Below are 16,359 nucleotides of genomic sequence, written 5' to 3' on the forward strand. Positions count from 1 at the left end.
TCAAAAATCATGTAGGGTGTATAAGAAAAGAGTTATCCAGCCAAGGGTTTCCTTGGCCGGATAGTCGGTTAATTAGCGTTTAACCGCTTTTAATTTCCAAATATTATTCACGTAATCTCGAATACTACGGTCTGAGCTGAACTTACCCACCAGCGCGGTATTCAAAATGGCTTTTTTCGCCCAGCCAGCTTGATCACGATATTGCTTGTCCATCGCTTCATGAGCTTGAATGTAAGAAGCGAAATCGGCGAGTACGAGGTAAGGGTCTCCGCCATCCAGTAAACTGTCATAAGTCGCGCGCAGCTGTCCCGGAGCACCTGGTGTAAACTCATCGCCCAGCAGTAAATCCATTGACGCTTTCAACAGTGGATCGGCTTGATAATAATCGTAAGGGTTGTAGCCGCGTGCTTTCAAAGATTCAACGCCATCGACATCCAAACCAAAGATGTAGATATTCTCATCACCAACTTCTTCACGAATTTCTACGTTTGCGCCATCCATCGTACCGATGGTTAACGCACCATTCAGTGCCATTTTCATATTACCGGTACCTGATGCCTCTTTACCTGCGGTAGAGATTTGCTCAGACACATCGGCTGCCGGAATAATGATTTCCGCCATGCTGACGCGATAATCGGGAATAAACACCACTTTAAGTTTGTGATTCACACGAGGATCGTTATTCACTTTCTCCGCAATCTTGTTCAGCGCGTAAATAATTTCTTTAGCAAGGTGATAGCCCGGCGCCGCTTTCGCAGCAAAGAACACCACGCGTGGCTGCATATCAAATTTTGGATCGTTCAATAAGCGATGATAGAGCGAAAGAATGTGCAACATATTCAGATGCTGACGTTTGTATTCGTGTAAACGTTTGATCTGGACATCAAAGATAGCGTTGGTATCAAGCTCAATACCCATATTGTCGCTTACCCAGTCAGCCAAACGTTGTTTATTGGCTTTCTTAACGGCCATAAACTGCTTTTGGAACGCTTTATCATCAGCATACTTGGCAATCTCTTTAAGCTGATCTAAATCCGCAGGCCATTGGTCACCGATCTTCTCGGTGATCAATGCGGTTAATCCTGGGTTACAGAATTTTAACCAGCGGCGAGGGGTCACCCCATTTGTCACGTTTTGGATCTTACCAGGGTAAAGCTCAACGAATTCGGGAAACAGATCCCGTTGCACTAACGCAGAGTGTAAGGCAGCAACACCATTGACGGCATACGACCCGACAACACACAAGTTAGCCATACGCACCATGCGGTGGAAACCTTCTTGAATGATCGATAATTTTTGCTGTTTGGTTACATCACCAGGCCATTTAGCACGAACGTCTTGTAAGAAGCGATGGTTGATCTCGTAAATGATCTCCATATGACGAGGTAACAAGCGTTGGATTAACGATTCACTCCACGTTTCTAAGGCTTCGGGTAATAACGTATGGTTGGTGTAAGCAAAGGTTTTTGAACTGATTTCCCATGCCGCTTCCCAAGTCAAATCATGCTCATCAATGAAAATACGCATTAATTCAGGAATGGCGATGGTTGGATGGGTATCATTTAACTGAATGGTTTCATATTTTGGTAAGTCTTGTAGCGAGAAACCAGCCGCTTGATGACGACGCAAAATATCACGCACTGAAGCCGCACTGTGGAAATATTGCTGCATCAAACGTAGCGTTTTGCCTTTTTCGTGGTTGTCATTAGGATAAAGTACTTTGGTGATATTACCCGCATCAATCAGCGCGTGCTGCGCTTCAAAATAGTTACCATTATTAAAGCTCTCTAATGAGAACGGTGCAATGGCACGACATTCCCAAAGACGCAACGGGTAAACGGTTTCACTCTGGTAGCCCACAATAGGCAGATCCCACGGCATCGCTTGTACCAACATGCCCGGCACCCAGCGGCGCTTCTCTTTACCTTGATCGTGGTAGACTTCGACATGACCATAAAAGCCAATTTCTTGTTTAATGTCAGGACGAGCGACTTCCCATGGATAGCCTTCAATTCCACACCAAGCATCCGGCGCTTCTTTTTGATGTCCATCCTCAAACGATTGTTTAAACAAACCGTACTCATAATGCAAACCATAGCCGACGGTTGGATACTCTTGCGCAGCGCATGAATCCATAAAACAAGCCGCTAAACGACCTAAACCGCCATTACCTAATGACGGATCGCGTTCTTCCTCTAGTAAATCAGTCAGGTTCTGTCCAAGTTCACTCATTGCTTGGCCAACCTGCTCATACAAGCCCATGCTGATCAGGTTGTTACCCGTTAACCGTCCAATTAAGAACTCAAGTGACAAGTAGTTAACACTTTTCGCATTAACGATGCGTGGATCTTGTTCTGTTTCTAATAAATCAAAGGTGGTTAGTTCCGCTAACGCTTGCCCCATTGCTAAGTACCATACTCGACTAGAAGCATGTTCAATCGTCGTCGCATAGGTCGCGGTAAGGTGGCGTTTCACGTTTGCTTGAAATAATGCTTTATCAAAAGTTTTCTGTTGCGTAGGTTTCATTGAGAAATCTCACTTTTCGGTTTTAATCCATCTGTGGTCTATCGTGCATCGCCTCTTCCCGCAAAACATCCTCCCACTGAAATGGCAAATTAGGATGAGAAGCAAGGGCGTAGATGCAGCGATAGCCTCGTAGAGGTGATCTGTCTCTCATCGATCAAACAGAGAAACAAACGATGAGTGATAACGATCACAGCAACGCGTTTAGTGAGCATAGTGGTCTCTTTTTACAAAACCCGGACAGCTAGATAAACATTTACTCAAAATGCAACAATGATCACATGACATTATTTTCTGTTGCTTAATTTGCAGCGTATCTCGTGTGCAAGAGATAAATATCAGGGTTATTCACCTCACCAATAAGTGACAAACATCACACAACTGGGGCGTAGTTAGTGAAGAACTGTGAATTTGGCAAGAAAGTCGTCTGGGATCAATAACAGTCTGCGGCAAGTTCCAGTAACATCCCTGTCATTAACGATGACGGGACAAATATCATGTGGATTCCATCGAAATTAACTCGCCCAGGACGGCTACACAACGCGATTGTCCGTCCGCGCGTTTTAGAACTCCTGCAAAAGGCCCCTTGTTATAAGTTGGTCCTTTTCCGCTCTCCAGCGGGTTATGGCAAAACCACCATGGCCGCTCAATGGCTTGCCGATAAACCGAATGTCGGCTGGTACAGTATTGATGAAAGTGATAATGATCCTTTTCGCTTCATGAATTACTTACTGCAAGCGATGAATAAAGCGACTCAACAAAGCTGCCCTAATGCGCAAAAATTGGCAGAACGACGCCAATTTTCATCGCCCCACTCACTGTTTAGCGAAGTTTTTGCTGAGATTTCTCAGTTTGATCAAGAATGCTTTGTCGTGCTGGATGATTATCATCTGATCAGTGATGATGAGATTCACGAAGCGATGCGCTTTTTCCTGAAACATATGCCAGATAATCTCACCCTAGTCGTCACCAGCCGAATGACACCGCCGCTGGGCACAGCGAATCTGCGTGTACGTGATTTAATGATAGAGATAGGTAATGAGTTGCTGGCGTTTGATACCGAAGAGACCACGCGTTTTTTCAACCAGCGTGTCGTGGAAGGTATTGATGACGTCACCGCCCTCAACCTGCGTAATTATGTTGAAGGTTGGCCTTCAGCATTACAACTTATCGCCTTACAAGCACAACATCAAAAGCGCACCTTAGCCCAGTCGGTTGAATCGGTCGCTCATTTTAACCATGCCCATTTATGGGATTACTTAGTTGAAGAAGTGTTTGATTTACTGGATAAAGAAACGCGCCACTTTCTGATGCAGTGCTCGGTATTGGATCACTTTAACGACAGCTTAGTCAGCGCCTTAACACAACGAGACGATGCCCTAAGTATGATTGAATCGCTCAATCGGTATGGTCTGTTTATCTATCCATTAGAAGGTGATCACAACTGGTATCGCTTTCATAATTTATTTGCTGAATTTCTTGCCCATCAACGCATGGCACGGATCCCTCAGCAAGAGCAAGAATTACATCGCTCCGCCGCGCGCGCCTGGCTTGAAGCCTCTACCCCACATCAAGCCTTACGTCATGCTAACTTAGCGCAGGATACCGATCTTTTAGCGAGTATTTTGACTCAACATGGTTGGAAAATGTTCAACCAAGGTGAGCTTAATGTCCTTGAGTCGGCAATTAATCTCCTCGCGCCACAACAGCTTTATAAAGAACCCAAACTCTGTTTACTGCAAGCTTGGTTGGCACAAAGCCAACATCGCTACGATACCGTGGGCGCGATGCTTGAACAGGCAGAAAAAGAGATGCAAGCGCTGAACGTCGAACTCAGTAGTAAACAGCAAGGTGAGTTTAATGCGCTATTGGCTCAAGTCGCGATCAACAAAAATGAGCCCGAAAAAGCCTTAACCCTCGCTGAACTGGCATTAAGCCAATTAGACAGCACCGTGTATCGAAGCCGCATTGTTGCCACATCGGTTGTTGGAGAAGTGAACCACGTTCTTGGTCACCTCAGTCGTGCGCTATCAATGATGCAACAAACCGAAAAACTGGCACGGCAATATCAAGTCTACCATCAAGCGCTCTGGGCCTTATTGCAACAGAGCGAAATCTTAATTGCTCAGGGCTACGTGCAAGCGGCTTTCGAAGTGCAAGATAACGCCTTCAAGCTGGTGGAGGAGCAGCATTTACACCAAGTTCCCTTACATGAGTTTTTACTGCGTATTCGCGCCCAAATTCTCTGGTGTTGGAATCGTTTAGATGAAGCAGAAGAGTGTGCCCACAAGGGGTTAGAAGTGCTTGGTCAACATTCACCGAGTCAACATTTACACAGTTATTCAATGTTGGCACGTATCGCGGTTGGCCGTGGAGAACTGGATAAAGCCGGGCGTTATATCGAGCAAGTCCATCACCTGATCAAACAATCACAGTATCATGTCGACTGGACGGCGAACGCCTCATTATCGTTATTATTGTATTGGCAAGCTCGTGGGGATAAAACCGCGATAGAACATTGGTTGACCACTACCCATCGACCAGAAAAAGCTTATAACCATTTTTTCCAACTGCAATGGCGCAATATTGCTCGCGCACAAATTTGCCTCGAACAGTATCCGGAAGCGAAACAAACCTTAGCATTTTTACAACAGCAAGCGAGTGAGTACCAACTACTGACCGACTTAAATCGCAACTTAATTGTTGAAGCCACGCTCGCCGCGCTCGGCAATGATGATGAACTCGCTCGTGATAAGCTCAAAGAGGCTCTACGCCTCACCAATCAAACGGGCATGGTGGGTAATTTCCTGATCGATGGACAAAAAATTGGCCATTTACTGGAAAAAATGGTTCACCGCGGAGAATTAGGCGATCTAGAGCGCCATCGCGCCCAGCTATTGATTAAGGAGATATCAACCTCTCAGCGCAGTCGCTCCATTCATTTTGATGAAGAATTTGTCGAAAAGCTGATTAACCATCCCAATATCCCTGAGCTGGTTAGAACCAGTCCGCTCACTCAACGTGAGTGGCAAGTGCTTGGGTTAATTTATTCAGGCTTTAGTAATGAGCAGATTGCTCAAGAGCTTGATGTGGCAGGAACGACCATCAAAACGCATATTCGTAACCTGTATCAAAAGCTGAATATCGCCAACCGTAAGGAAGCGATGCATACCGCAGAAAACTTATTACAGTTAATGGGATATTAAAATATCTCGAACCTCGGCCTACTGATTGGATTATAACAAGTAGGCCGACCGTCGATTAAAATGGTTTAGGCGCAAAACCAGTCATCACTTCGACCCGTAAGGCTTTACCAATTTTGGTGGTAGGATGAACAATAACCAGCCCTTTAACGGATTTTTTCAGCTTCCCTAAATCGGCCTGCTCTTCTTTAGTCAACTCACGATAAAACGGCATATCCGCCAGCATTTTGCGCTCTTTGTTTAGCTCATATTCTGCTTTGTTCTTCAAACTATTAATTTGTTTGGTCAACTGATCAACTTCATCCGTAAACTTACTCACCATAGCGCTGTCACCGCGAGTCTTGGCCGATTCTAACTTATGAGAACAAGTATCAAGGCGGCTGTGTAATTTTTGCAGATCGTTTTTTAAACTCATGGGGCTTAAGGCTCTTACCGATAAATGGGCACGGATTATAGCATAGGAGAGGCAGAGTGTTGAAACACAAAAACATCGATTCTTGCTCTTGGATTGCTCTCACCGTATAGCGCTGTGAACATCAGATGACCACAAAGTCCGGCTTCTTGAGCAAGTGATATCGAGTCGCCGCTCTTTGATAACCATAAAAATGTGAGACACCACATAGTAATCTTTCATTCATCGTTAAATATCTGCACTAGTATTATGGTAATAGCCTGCATCGCTGACAATGATATCGATAAGATAACCAATCATTCTCACGCCACGAAATGATCAAGCAGGCAAAATGGTCTCAGTTGGTTTGAATTTAATTATCATGAAAGATGGAAAACACCATGAATCTAACCATACGCCAGCGCCTCTATATCTTGTCGATTGTACCTTTATTACTGATTGCCTTAAGTATGATCTATTCAACCTTCGCAGAAACGCGCAGTTTGACTCAAGGGCAGATGAATAACACTCGCCTTGCGATGATGGAGATGAAAAAAACCGAGCTGAAATCCTATTTGGAGATTTCGCGTACCGCAATCGAGCCATTACTGCGTCGTCAAGCGCCTTTAGAGGAAGCTCTGACCATCTTACGAGAGATTCGCTTTGGACTTGATGGTTATATTTTTGGTTATGACAGCAAGGGAACTCGCCTTCTCCTTGGTCAGAGCAAAGCTGGATTAGGCGATAACTTCATCAATATGACCGATGCCCAAGGTAACTTTTTAATTCGAGATATCATTAATAACGCGAGAAAAGATGAATTTTCCATCTACTATTTTCCAAAGCCTGGGGAATCCGTACCTTTACCTAAACTCAGCTACTCGATTTATATTCCTCAATGGGATTTAACCATAGGCACTGGGTTTTATACTGATGATGTCGATGCAGAAATTGCGGCCATGGAAAAGCGGGCTCAGCAACAACTGACTCAAAGCCTTTGGACATTAACGACGATTGCCACTGTTATTGTCATTATTGTCGGAGTCATGGCACTGTTCTTAAATCGTAGCATTATGCGCCCACTGGATATGCTGGATGAATCGATTCGCTCTTTTGCCAGTGGCGATGCCGATCTCACCGCTCGGATGGAAAGCTTCACTATTCCAGAATTTGCCCGTTTAAGCAGTAACTTCAATGCGTTTGTGGCCAGCCTGCAAGGGATCATCCAACGCGTCCATCAACTCGGACAACAAGTGGTTGCAGAAACCGATACCATGACGCAACGCGCTGCTCAAGTGGACATCATTGCCACTGGACAGCGCGAAGAGACCGAGCAGGTCGCCACCGCGATGACTGAAATGACAACGACCGCTCAAGAGATCTCGAATAATGCCAATCAAGCAGCCAATTCGGCCAGACAAGCGGAAGATAATGCTCAAGAAGCGCATAAGATTGTCGAATCTGCGGCTCGATCAGTACAAGCCTTAGCCAAAGAGGTTGCCGAGGCCAGTACCGTAATTTCTAAACTCGAAGGCGATGTCAAAAATATTTCCAGCTCTTTAGTGGTTATTCAAGATATTGCTGAACAAACCAATTTACTGGCCTTGAACGCTGCAATTGAAGCCGCACGAGCTGGCGATCAAGGCAGAGGTTTTGCCGTTGTGGCGGATGAAGTTCGTAAATTGGCCAGCCGTACCCAAGACAGTACGGAAGACATCCATAACATGATTCAGCAGTTAAAGTCTGCTTCAGACAACGCCGTGAAAGCGATGGACTCCAGTCAACACCGCAGCACATCGACGGTCAAAGAAGCCAGCGAAGCAGCAAAAGCGCTGGAAAGCATTCAGCAATCGATCGGTGTGATCATGGATATGAACTCATTAATTGCCACCGCGACTGAAGAACAAAGTATTGTTGGCCAAGAAATCTCCGAACGGATTGTGGTCATTTCTGACCAAAGTAGTCAGTCTGCCGATCTGGCTAATGAAAACAAAGCCAGTAGCCAAGATCTTAATGGCCGTGCGCATGAGCTGTATAACTTGGTCGGGCGCTTTAAAGTTTAAGGTGTTTACAGTGTAAATTACTGACTCTGATCATCACTGAGTCACAAACCGTCAGCGATAACCAAACGGTTAAGCGTTGCAGATAAGCAACCAGTGAGTGAATCTCCAATCACCTTGATAAGCGAGGTGATTGGATTCAGAGTCTTTGACCAAAACTGATATCGCTTCATTAAAAATGCCTATCTTGATAATTAAACGTTGCAACCGTCGAGTTGAGAAAGGGAACAATAAAAAGCGAATAACGTGTCGACTCTTATAGACAAAGTTGGCTCATTTCGATTAATGGCTCAGGTAATACCCGATAGACATGGGAACAGCGTCCGATTAGAACCATTGGGAGTATTATTGTGCAACATTCCGTACTCATCGTTGAAGACAGTCGAGCTTATCGAAATTACTTAACTGCCCTTCTTTCAAAACTAGAAGTAGAGTTGATGATTGCTGATGACTACCAATCGGCACGTCGTTTACTCGACGCTCCAGAGTCGACCAATATACTCTGTGCGGTATTAGATTACTGTTTACCCGATGCGCAAGATGGAGAAATCGTCGATCTGCTGATCGAAAAAAACATCCCTAGCATTGTTCTCACTGCTCATGTAAATGAAGACATTCGTCAACGACTCGTCAACAAAGGGATACTCGATTACATCCTTAAAGACAGCGTTGCATCTGTCGCGTATTTAGCGCCACTCATTGATCGCTTGATTAACAACTTAACCCATACCGCTTTAGTGGTTGATGATTCGGTGATGGTACGGCGTCATATGTGTCAATTATTACAGCGTTGTTATATTCATTGTTTAGAAGCCGAGAATGGTCAACAAGGCTTAGAAATACTGAAACAGCATCCACAAATCACGCTCGTGATTGTCGATCATGATATGCCGATTAAAAATGGCGTCACCATGATCCAAGAAACTCTAGCCTTGTACCCACGCCATAAATTTATGCTGCTTGGGGTTTCGGCAAGTAATGATCGCTCTATTACCTCACAATTTCTTAAAGCCGGAGCAAATGATTTTCTGCATAAACCCTTTAATCAAGATGAGTTCTATTGTCGGGTGAATAATTTATTAAATTTAAAGGATTCTAACGATCGGATGTTCTATCTGGCCAATAAAGATGTGTTAACTGGATTGTGGAATCGACGCTTCTTTTTTGACCATATTTATACAACGAAAAACCTGATCAGTATTGCGATGCTAGACCTGGATCATTTTAAAAAAGTGAATGACTTATACGGTCATGCCATGGGAGATCAAGTCCTACAATCTGTTGCTCAATGTATGCAAGACATTTTTAATCATGAAGATAACGAACTGGTAGCACGTTTTGGTGGTGAAGAATTTTGTCTCTATTCTAAACAAGCGTTTCCGATAGTCATTGAGAAGCTCGAACAACTCATCAAGCAGGTCGCGAGTTTATCCTTTAGCCATAATCAACACACCTTCTCAGTCACGATCAGTGTTGGGCTATTTTGTGGCTATCAAGATATTTCCACCTTGGTGAATCGAGCAGATGACATGTTGTATGAAGCCAAGCGACGAGGTAGAAATCAATTGATCTACAAACCGCCTCACTTAACGACCTAACAGAGTCACGGTGACAATCAAGCATGGTCAAGGTTAACGTTAAGATAACCTTCTCAGCTTATGGTTTAAAAACAAGTTAAATCCATAAGCTAAACATTAAAGAAATAAATCTCTTTCTTCTCTGCACTCATATTCGCCCATTTCAAAGGCACGACAAACCCAAGGGCGCAATTCATAGATAGTACACATAAAAGTTTCACGATCGAGCGCCGAGCACCATCCGTCATCCAAACGACGCATCGTTTCTCCGCCCCATCGATCAACCGCGACGTGCTGCTTAGGAACCCCTGTGTCACTAATGAGCATGACTTCTAATCGGCAGCAACAAGCCTGACAAGTTGAACAGGTAATTGACGAAGATGGATCAGGATTGAGTTCGGTATGGATAGGAATTGATGTAGTCATAAAGGTCAATAATAAAGGCGATGAGCGCATCATACGCCAACTCGGTCAAGATAGCGAAAACCCTCTATCTGTTTTAGGATAAAACGTTAAGACTCAGCCTAGCGTCTGTAGAATGGACAGAACGTGATTACCATGGCAAGCGCTCTCCGTTATAAGCCAAAAACTGTCCTGTTTGCTGCAAATTCGCTTGAATGATTAACTCAACCAGATGCTGTGCAGCCTGCTCTGGCGTTAATAGCTTATCGGCGGGTACGTTGGCTTGAAAAGGCTTAGACAGCGGCGTATCGGTGGTCCCTGGATGTAGCGCCAAGACAACACCTCGTTTAATCGTGCGCTGCCACTCAATAGAGAGAGTTTTCAGCAGCATATTCAATGCGGCTTTCGAAGCCCGATAGCTGTACCATCCGCCAAGACGGTTATCACTAATACTGCCCACTTTGGCAGAAATAGTCACAAACTTAGCAGCATCACTGGCTTTCATCAGCGGCGAAAAATACTTGGCCAATAACAGCGTAGGCAAGGTGTTAATGGTAATATTTTGCATAAAAAAATCACTATTCAATGCTTGCAAATTCTTCTCTGGACCCTGATCTTGAGCATGCAGCATACCTACCGCGTTAATTAACCAATCCAGTGTCGAAAAACGCTGACTGAATAAAGCAACGTCAGATTCTTGAGTGACATCCAACTGAGACCAAGTGACACGTTGAGAGGTGAAATCGGGGCATTGGCGATGATAAGTCGCATGAATATTCGCTTCAGGTAAGGCCAATAATAACTGCTTTACGATGGCTAAACCGATTCCACCATTTGCGCCAACCACCAAAATATCCATTATAACTCCTCCAGGTGACTCACGTAGTATTCTGCCGTCTGTAAGATATCCGCTCGCTGCTGATCCGTCATGTTGTCCCATGAGCGATACAACATTCCAATACGGGGATTGACTGCTAAACGATCACGCTGCTGATGCATAAATCGCCAATAAAGGCTATTGAATGGACAGGAAGCCTTACCACTGCGGGCTTTATTATCATAGAAACAGGTCTTACAATAATCGCTCATTTTATTAATATAAGAACCGCTAGCCGCATACGGTTTAGTCCCGACGATGCCACCATCGGCAAATAAAGCCATTCCCCGTGTATTTGGCATCTCAACCCACTCAATGGCATCGACGTAAACACCTAAATACCAAGCATCGACTTCATCGGGATTGATTCCAGTTAATAAGCAGAAGTTTCCCGTCACCATCAGACGCTGAATGTGGTGTGCATAAGCAAAATCGAGTGATTGACCGATCGCTCGCTGCATACAATGCATTTTTGTTTTTGCCGTCCAAAAATAGCTAGGTAAGCGAGAGGTGGCCTGAAGTGCATTGAGCTGAGCATAGTGCGGCATGTTGGCCCAATAGATGCCACGTATGTACTCACGCCAGCCTAGGATTTGGCGAACAAAGCCTTCCACTTGGGCAAGATCGATCTGGCTCTCACGCTGATAAGCCGCAACCGCTGCATCAATCACTTCTTTAGGATGTAAGAGCTTACTGTTAAGAGCAAAGGACAATCGGCTATGATAAAGACTCCATTGCGCAGGATGCAGATGGGTCATCGCATCCTGAAATTGGCCAAAGCGTGGTAAACACACTTGGCAAAAATGAGCAAGCAATGTCAAACTCTGCGCGCGATTGATTGGCCAAAACAAATCGCCCTTTAAGTGCCCTATCGTTTGTATTCCATGTCGATTTAGGCGTGCAAGAACGTCCGATGGGTTATTTTTGAACAGCAAAGGTTCTGGTAACTGAGCAATATCTTGTGCTTTTAATTTATTGCGGTTACTGGCATCAAAATTCCATTGACCAGCAAGCGGTTTGCCATCTTCGATTAAAACCGTAAAACGTTGTCGCATCCGCCGATAAAAATGCTCCATCATTTTATGCTTGCCTTTAGGGAAATGTTGTTCAATCTCTTCAAACGGCAGCAAAAAGTGCTCGCTATTGACACAACCAATAACCGTATTAGCAAAACGTAAGTTTGCGAGCTGTGCGAATAAACGATACTCATCAGGGCGCTGATACTCGAAGCTCATCGCTCCAGTCTGTTGTACGTAGTGCGCGATTAATTGTGGTAGATCACTAAAATTCTGTGTCTCATCGAGGGTCAGGTAAACGACTTGATGACCTTCTTCCTGCCTTGCTTTAGCAAATTCTTGCATCGCCAAAAAAAACGCGACGACTTTTTGGATGTGGTGAGTCACATAGCCCGTTTCCTGATGAAGTTCAGCAATAATGTACAGTACATCATCATCTACTTTCTTAAACCAAGAGTGTTGAGCATTGAGCTGATCGCCTAATAGTAATCGAACCGTTTTGAAATTCATGCCGTGATCAGATCCTTGCTTCAGAGATGGATAGGGTTAGCTAAACCTTTACGCGAATACAGAGAATAAGATCATTCACTGCTGTTGGATTAACCTTTTTATGATTAAAAATCGTCGTCATATCAGAATGTTACTGAATAGTTAACTATATTTTCGTTCATTTATTACTCACTTTAGCAAACAAACACTATGGTCTATAGGTTGGTTAATAATAATAAATGAGGCTTATGTTATGTATTGGAAAACGCTATCAATTCGTCGCAGAATTAACTGGGTTCTATCCGTCATACTGGTGACTTGTACATTGATTGCCATGGGGCAACAGGCAATCCGCACATCAAATGATCAATTGAATGAGCTTAAGTCGCACACTCTGCCGAGTCAATTACGCGGACTCGCTTTTGAAATCAGTAATCAGCTACAACCGGCGATCACAGGATCGAATTTTCTTGCTCATCATTCAGGTTTGCTGGATTGGAGCGCGGAACAAAAATCCATTGCTAATCCCGCCGTAGCTCATCAGGCATTAGAAAATGCGATGACTCGACTCGGAGCAGACAATGCTTTTGCCGTCTTAGATAGCGCAGAAGGAAAATATATTTTTACTTATGATGGTCAGCATCGAGCCACTCGCCTTGCCGATTACCCCTTTAAAGATTTCTATCCCAACTTTCTCGGCAAAAACAAACCCATTGAATTGAACATGAACCAAGATCAAGTAGGTGGGCAATACGTTATTTTTATTAATTATCGCAGTACACAAGTCAATCCTCGAACCAATCAACCTTATGTGGTCGCCGGGTTAGGCTTCAACGTTAGTAGCTTGGTCAGTATGATCGAAAGCTTTAGGATAGGCTCTAATGGGCGAGCCATGCTGGCATCGAGCGACGGAAAAATCCAAGTCGCTCCCAAAGATTCTGTGTTAGCGAATCATACCAGCGGGCAACTGCAACAAGCCATTAGTGCGGGTAAAACCGCTCCCATTATTACTGAACTTACCGTCAACCAAGACGCTTATTTAATTGGATCTTATTGGTTAGCAGATTTAGACCGTTTTGTGGTTGTTGAAATACCCAAATCTCAAATTACCTCACCAATCATGGCTCAATTTATTCAATCGCTCCTGTTTACATTAATTTTTATCGCCGCTGCCTTAGTGATCATGCACTTTGTCGTTACGGCGTTAACTAAACCGATTCAACAACTAAGCAGTGAGATTGATCATATTGCCCAGCATCTTGATTTAAACCACAAAGTGAATATTTTTGATGGTGCAGAGGTAGCGAATTTATCGCAGAAAATTAACCTCTTTATTGAGCGGTTCAGAGATTCATTAAGTTCTGTTAATCAAACTGTAGCGGAATCGCAAGTGGCATTTTTACAATTGAAACATAACGCTAAAGAAACCAATCAAGCCACAGAGGAACAGCGTAGTGCTTTAGGAACCATTTCTCAGGCCAGTCAACATATTACCGAACGAACCGAAGAAGCGACACGACTCGCTAGCCATGCAGGCGAGCTTTCCGCGCAAGGCAATAGCTCATTACAAAATGCCCTCTCTGCGATGCACAGCAGCCTTACCCATATAGAACAACTCGGTTCGAATATGGCAACCAGCCAGCAGAGTCTGCAACAGCTTAACAACCATATTGAAAATATTCTTCGCGTTCTCGAAGTGATTAGCTCTATTTCCGAGCAAACCAACTTGTTAGCGTTAAACGCGGCGATAGAAGCCGCAAGGGCAGGAGAACATGGTCGAGGATTTGCGGTCGTTGCTGATGAAGTGCGTTCGCTTTCCCAACGCACTAGTGAGTCTACCACCGAGATCCAAGACATCATCAACAAGCTTCGATCGGCGTCGAATTCAGTGACCACACAAATTGAAGTCGTGCATGAAAATAGCCAACACAGTTTGACCACTCATCATCAAGCAGTAAAAGACGTGCAAGCATTAAACACCACTCTACAAGCGCTCTTTTCAATGAACCAACAAATCGCTCAAGGTGCTGAAGAACAAAGTGCAGCGGTAGTAGAAATTAATCAAAGCATAGAAAATTTAAATGAACAAAGTAGCCGCACCGAACAACTGACTCAACAAGGTGAGCATTCGGTGATCGGCGTAGAAAAACAGATGACTCATTTAGCCGCTAAGATTAATCAGTTTAAGGGAATATAACCGGTTGATTCTTGCCGAAGCTCACTCGCTACGTCTTGCGATAAAGAGACGTAGCGAGTTTTTTCTCTTCCTAGAAAATGATCTACATCGGTGTGTAACCACGTAGCATCATGTCATAAATCGGTTTAATCACAGATTCTTTTACCTTCCAAGCAAAGCGACTGCTTTTTAGAGGGTCAACGACTTGAAACGGTAGCGCTGTCATCGGTTGAAGAGTGAAGTCAAACTCCCACAGCATTGCATGACCCACATCTAAGATCATCGGACATGACGTGTAACCATCCCATTTCGCCATTAATGGTTTATCTTTTATTAGTGCCGTTAAGTTTTGTGTCACTACCGGTATTTGTGTTTTGACAGACGCTGCCGTCTTACCGATTGGCGTCCCTACATTATCTCCCAAGCCAAAAATATTGCTGTAACGCTTATGCTGCATCGTATATTGATCGACCTCTAGGTAGCCCTTAAATTGCTCGTTATCTGCCAATGGCGATTCTCTGATGGTTTTTATGGCCGTCATAGGGGGAGCAATATGAATAAAATCCCAATCAACGGTGTGTGTCGATTGGTCCGCTAATTGGAATGTGGCCTGTTTTCTACTCGTATCGACTGAGGTTAAGGTATGCTGAAAGTGTGAGTCAATGCTGCGTTGCTGCCAAATCTCACGTATCCGCTGGTCAAATACTTTAACTGAGAAAAGGAAATTCTCTGCCGTAAAATAGTCAAAAACAAATTTATCTCGATGACCGGCTTGGGCAACAAAGTATTCCACCAAGTTGGTCGCTTTCATTGGCGCTCCAGCGCATTTCATCGCCCCCTGCGGTCGAGTAAAGACGGCTTTACCACCTTGGCTATGGGAAAATGCTTGAGCTTGTTGATGACTAGCGATTCCGGCCTGCGGGCTGTAATAAATACTCGTTATCCCATTTTGGCCAATTTCTTGCGGATCAAACCCGTCAATTAAGTCATAACGAAGCTCAACACCCGTCGCGACAATCAAATAGTCGTAGTTCACTAACAGACCATTTTCAGTTACCACTTGATTCCGCTCAGGCCGATACTCAATTACTGAATCTTCAACCCAACGCACACTAGCATCAATAAAACGCTCATTGGGACTAATCACATCACTGACTTGTGTATAAGCACCGGCAAGTAATAACGTTTGGCCCGGTTGATACCAGTGGAAACCACGTGGTTCTATCACGGTGATCGTTGCGCCGTCCAAATAATGTCCCAATTGATTGGCAATACCAATACCGGCCGCTCCCCCCCCAACAATGACAATGTTAGCTTGAGTTTTGGTTTTATTTATCTGCCTATAACCAACTCCCACCGCACCTACTGCGCCAACCCCAACGCCTGCTTTAAGAAACGTCCTTCGTGAAATAGCCATAATGACTCCTAGGGTGTTCTCGCCCAACAATAATTTCTTTTATCGTCTAGCGAAATCATCGATCATGATTTCAAGCTCAAACACTTAAAGTCGGCGACCAGTGCAGTAATCTCACAATGATCAATCACAGCCATGGCTAAGCAGCAGCGTTAAGTAAAATGAGCGTCTAATGATTAAGAGGTTGCGTCCTTTTATCGATAGCGAATATAAGCAACCCCTTATAAAGGT

Annotated in this window: 10 protein-coding genes; 4 read left to right on the plus strand and 6 right to left on the minus strand. The window is 44.3% G+C overall.

Annotation, left to right across the window (positions count from 1 at the left end):
• Window positions 1–72: 72 nt before the first annotated feature.
• A complete protein-coding gene (locus tag FKN88_RS07960; RefSeq protein WP_154170814.1) occupies window positions 73–2,526 on the minus strand; it encodes a glycogen/starch/alpha-glucan phosphorylase in 2,454 nt (817 codons plus the stop codon).
• 494 nt (window positions 2,527–3,020) lie between these two features.
• On the opposite strand from FKN88_RS07960, the gene malT reads away from it, so the two are divergent.
• The gene (gene malT / locus FKN88_RS07965) at window positions 3,021–5,729 is read left to right on the plus strand and encodes an HTH-type transcriptional regulator MalT (protein ID WP_004396825.1); all 2,709 of its coding nucleotides are present in this window, start codon (window positions 3,021–3,023) and stop codon (window positions 5,727–5,729) included.
• A 55-nt stretch (window positions 5,730–5,784) separates the two neighbouring features.
• Here the strand turns inward: malT and FKN88_RS07970 are convergent, their stop codons facing one another.
• On the minus strand, window positions 5,785–6,141 hold the full coding sequence (locus tag FKN88_RS07970; protein WP_004396826.1) for a YibL family ribosome-associated protein: 357 nt from the start codon (window positions 6,139–6,141) through the stop codon (window positions 5,785–5,787).
• A gap of 377 nt (window positions 6,142–6,518) precedes the next feature.
• On the opposite strand from FKN88_RS07970, the gene FKN88_RS07975 reads away from it, so the two are divergent.
• Window positions 6,519–8,180: a methyl-accepting chemotaxis protein gene (locus FKN88_RS07975; RefSeq protein WP_154170815.1), complete on the plus strand. Its 1,662-nt coding sequence runs from the start codon at window positions 6,519–6,521 to the stop codon at window positions 8,178–8,180.
• A gap of 347 nt (window positions 8,181–8,527) precedes the next feature.
• Window positions 8,528–9,775, plus strand: a complete 1,248-nt coding sequence (locus FKN88_RS07980; RefSeq protein ID WP_154170816.1) for a diguanylate cyclase — start codon at window positions 8,528–8,530, stop codon at window positions 9,773–9,775.
• Window positions 9,776–9,871: 96 nt separating this feature from the next.
• Here the strand turns inward: FKN88_RS07980 and FKN88_RS07985 are convergent, their stop codons facing one another.
• The 3 genes from FKN88_RS07985 to FKN88_RS07995 form a co-directional block, all read right to left on the minus strand.
• Entirely contained in the window at window positions 9,872–10,180 is a 309-nt protein-coding gene (locus FKN88_RS07985) for a YkgJ family cysteine cluster protein (protein WP_154171222.1), read from the minus strand.
• A 127-nt stretch (window positions 10,181–10,307) separates the two neighbouring features.
• Window positions 10,308–11,015, minus strand: a complete 708-nt coding sequence (locus FKN88_RS07990; RefSeq protein ID WP_004396829.1) for an SDR family oxidoreductase — start codon at window positions 11,013–11,015, stop codon at window positions 10,308–10,310.
• The gene (locus tag FKN88_RS07995; RefSeq protein WP_154170817.1) at window positions 11,015–12,559 is read right to left on the minus strand and encodes a cryptochrome/photolyase family protein; all 1,545 of its coding nucleotides are present in this window, start codon (window positions 12,557–12,559) and stop codon (window positions 11,015–11,017) included. The genes FKN88_RS07990 and FKN88_RS07995 overlap by 1 nt, the downstream gene beginning before the upstream one ends.
• Window positions 12,560–12,791: 232 nt before the next feature.
• Here FKN88_RS07995 and FKN88_RS08000 point away from each other — a divergent pair, with 232 nt between their 5' ends.
• Window positions 12,792–14,735 (plus strand): methyl-accepting chemotaxis protein, encoded by a 1,944-nt coding sequence (locus FKN88_RS08000; RefSeq protein WP_306687451.1) that lies wholly within the window; start codon window positions 12,792–12,794, stop codon window positions 14,733–14,735.
• Window positions 14,736–14,817: 82 nt separating this feature from the next.
• On the opposite strand, the gene FKN88_RS08005 is transcribed toward FKN88_RS08000, so the two are convergent.
• Window positions 14,818–16,131: an FAD-dependent oxidoreductase gene (locus tag FKN88_RS08005; protein WP_154170818.1), complete on the minus strand. Its 1,314-nt coding sequence runs from the start codon at window positions 16,129–16,131 to the stop codon at window positions 14,818–14,820.
• Window positions 16,132–16,359 lie beyond the last annotated feature (228 nt).

The organism is Vibrio sp. 2017_1457_13 (assembly GCF_030851525.1).
Classification (GTDB): Bacteria; Pseudomonadota; Gammaproteobacteria; order Enterobacterales; family Vibrionaceae; genus Vibrio; species Vibrio metschnikovii.

Bases quoted from the DNA above. Each gene is read 5' to 3' on its own strand.
- FKN88_RS07960 (WP_154170814.1), bottom strand. From the start codon at position 2,526: ATGAAACCTACGCAACAGAAAACTTTTGATAAAGCATTATTTCAAGCA.
- malT (WP_004396825.1), top strand. From the start codon at position 3,021: ATGTGGATTCCATCGAAATTAACTCGCCCAGGACGGCTACACAACGCG.
- FKN88_RS07970 (WP_004396826.1), bottom strand. From the start codon at position 6,141: ATGAGTTTAAAAAACGATCTGCAAAAATTACACAGCCGCCTTGATACT.
- FKN88_RS07975 (WP_154170815.1), top strand. From the start codon at position 6,519: ATGAATCTAACCATACGCCAGCGCCTCTATATCTTGTCGATTGTACCT.
- FKN88_RS07985 (WP_154171222.1), bottom strand. From the start codon at position 10,180: ATGACTACATCAATTCCTATCCATACCGAACTCAATCCTGATCCATCT.
- FKN88_RS07990 (WP_004396829.1), bottom strand. From the start codon at position 11,015: ATGGATATTTTGGTGGTTGGCGCAAATGGTGGAATCGGTTTAGCCATC.
- FKN88_RS07995 (WP_154170817.1), bottom strand. From the start codon at position 12,559: ATGAATTTCAAAACGGTTCGATTACTATTAGGCGATCAGCTCAATGCT.
- FKN88_RS08000 (WP_306687451.1), top strand. From the start codon at position 12,792: ATGTATTGGAAAACGCTATCAATTCGTCGCAGAATTAACTGGGTTCTA.
- FKN88_RS08005 (WP_154170818.1), bottom strand. From the start codon at position 16,131: ATGGCTATTTCACGAAGGACGTTTCTTAAAGCAGGCGTTGGGGTTGGC.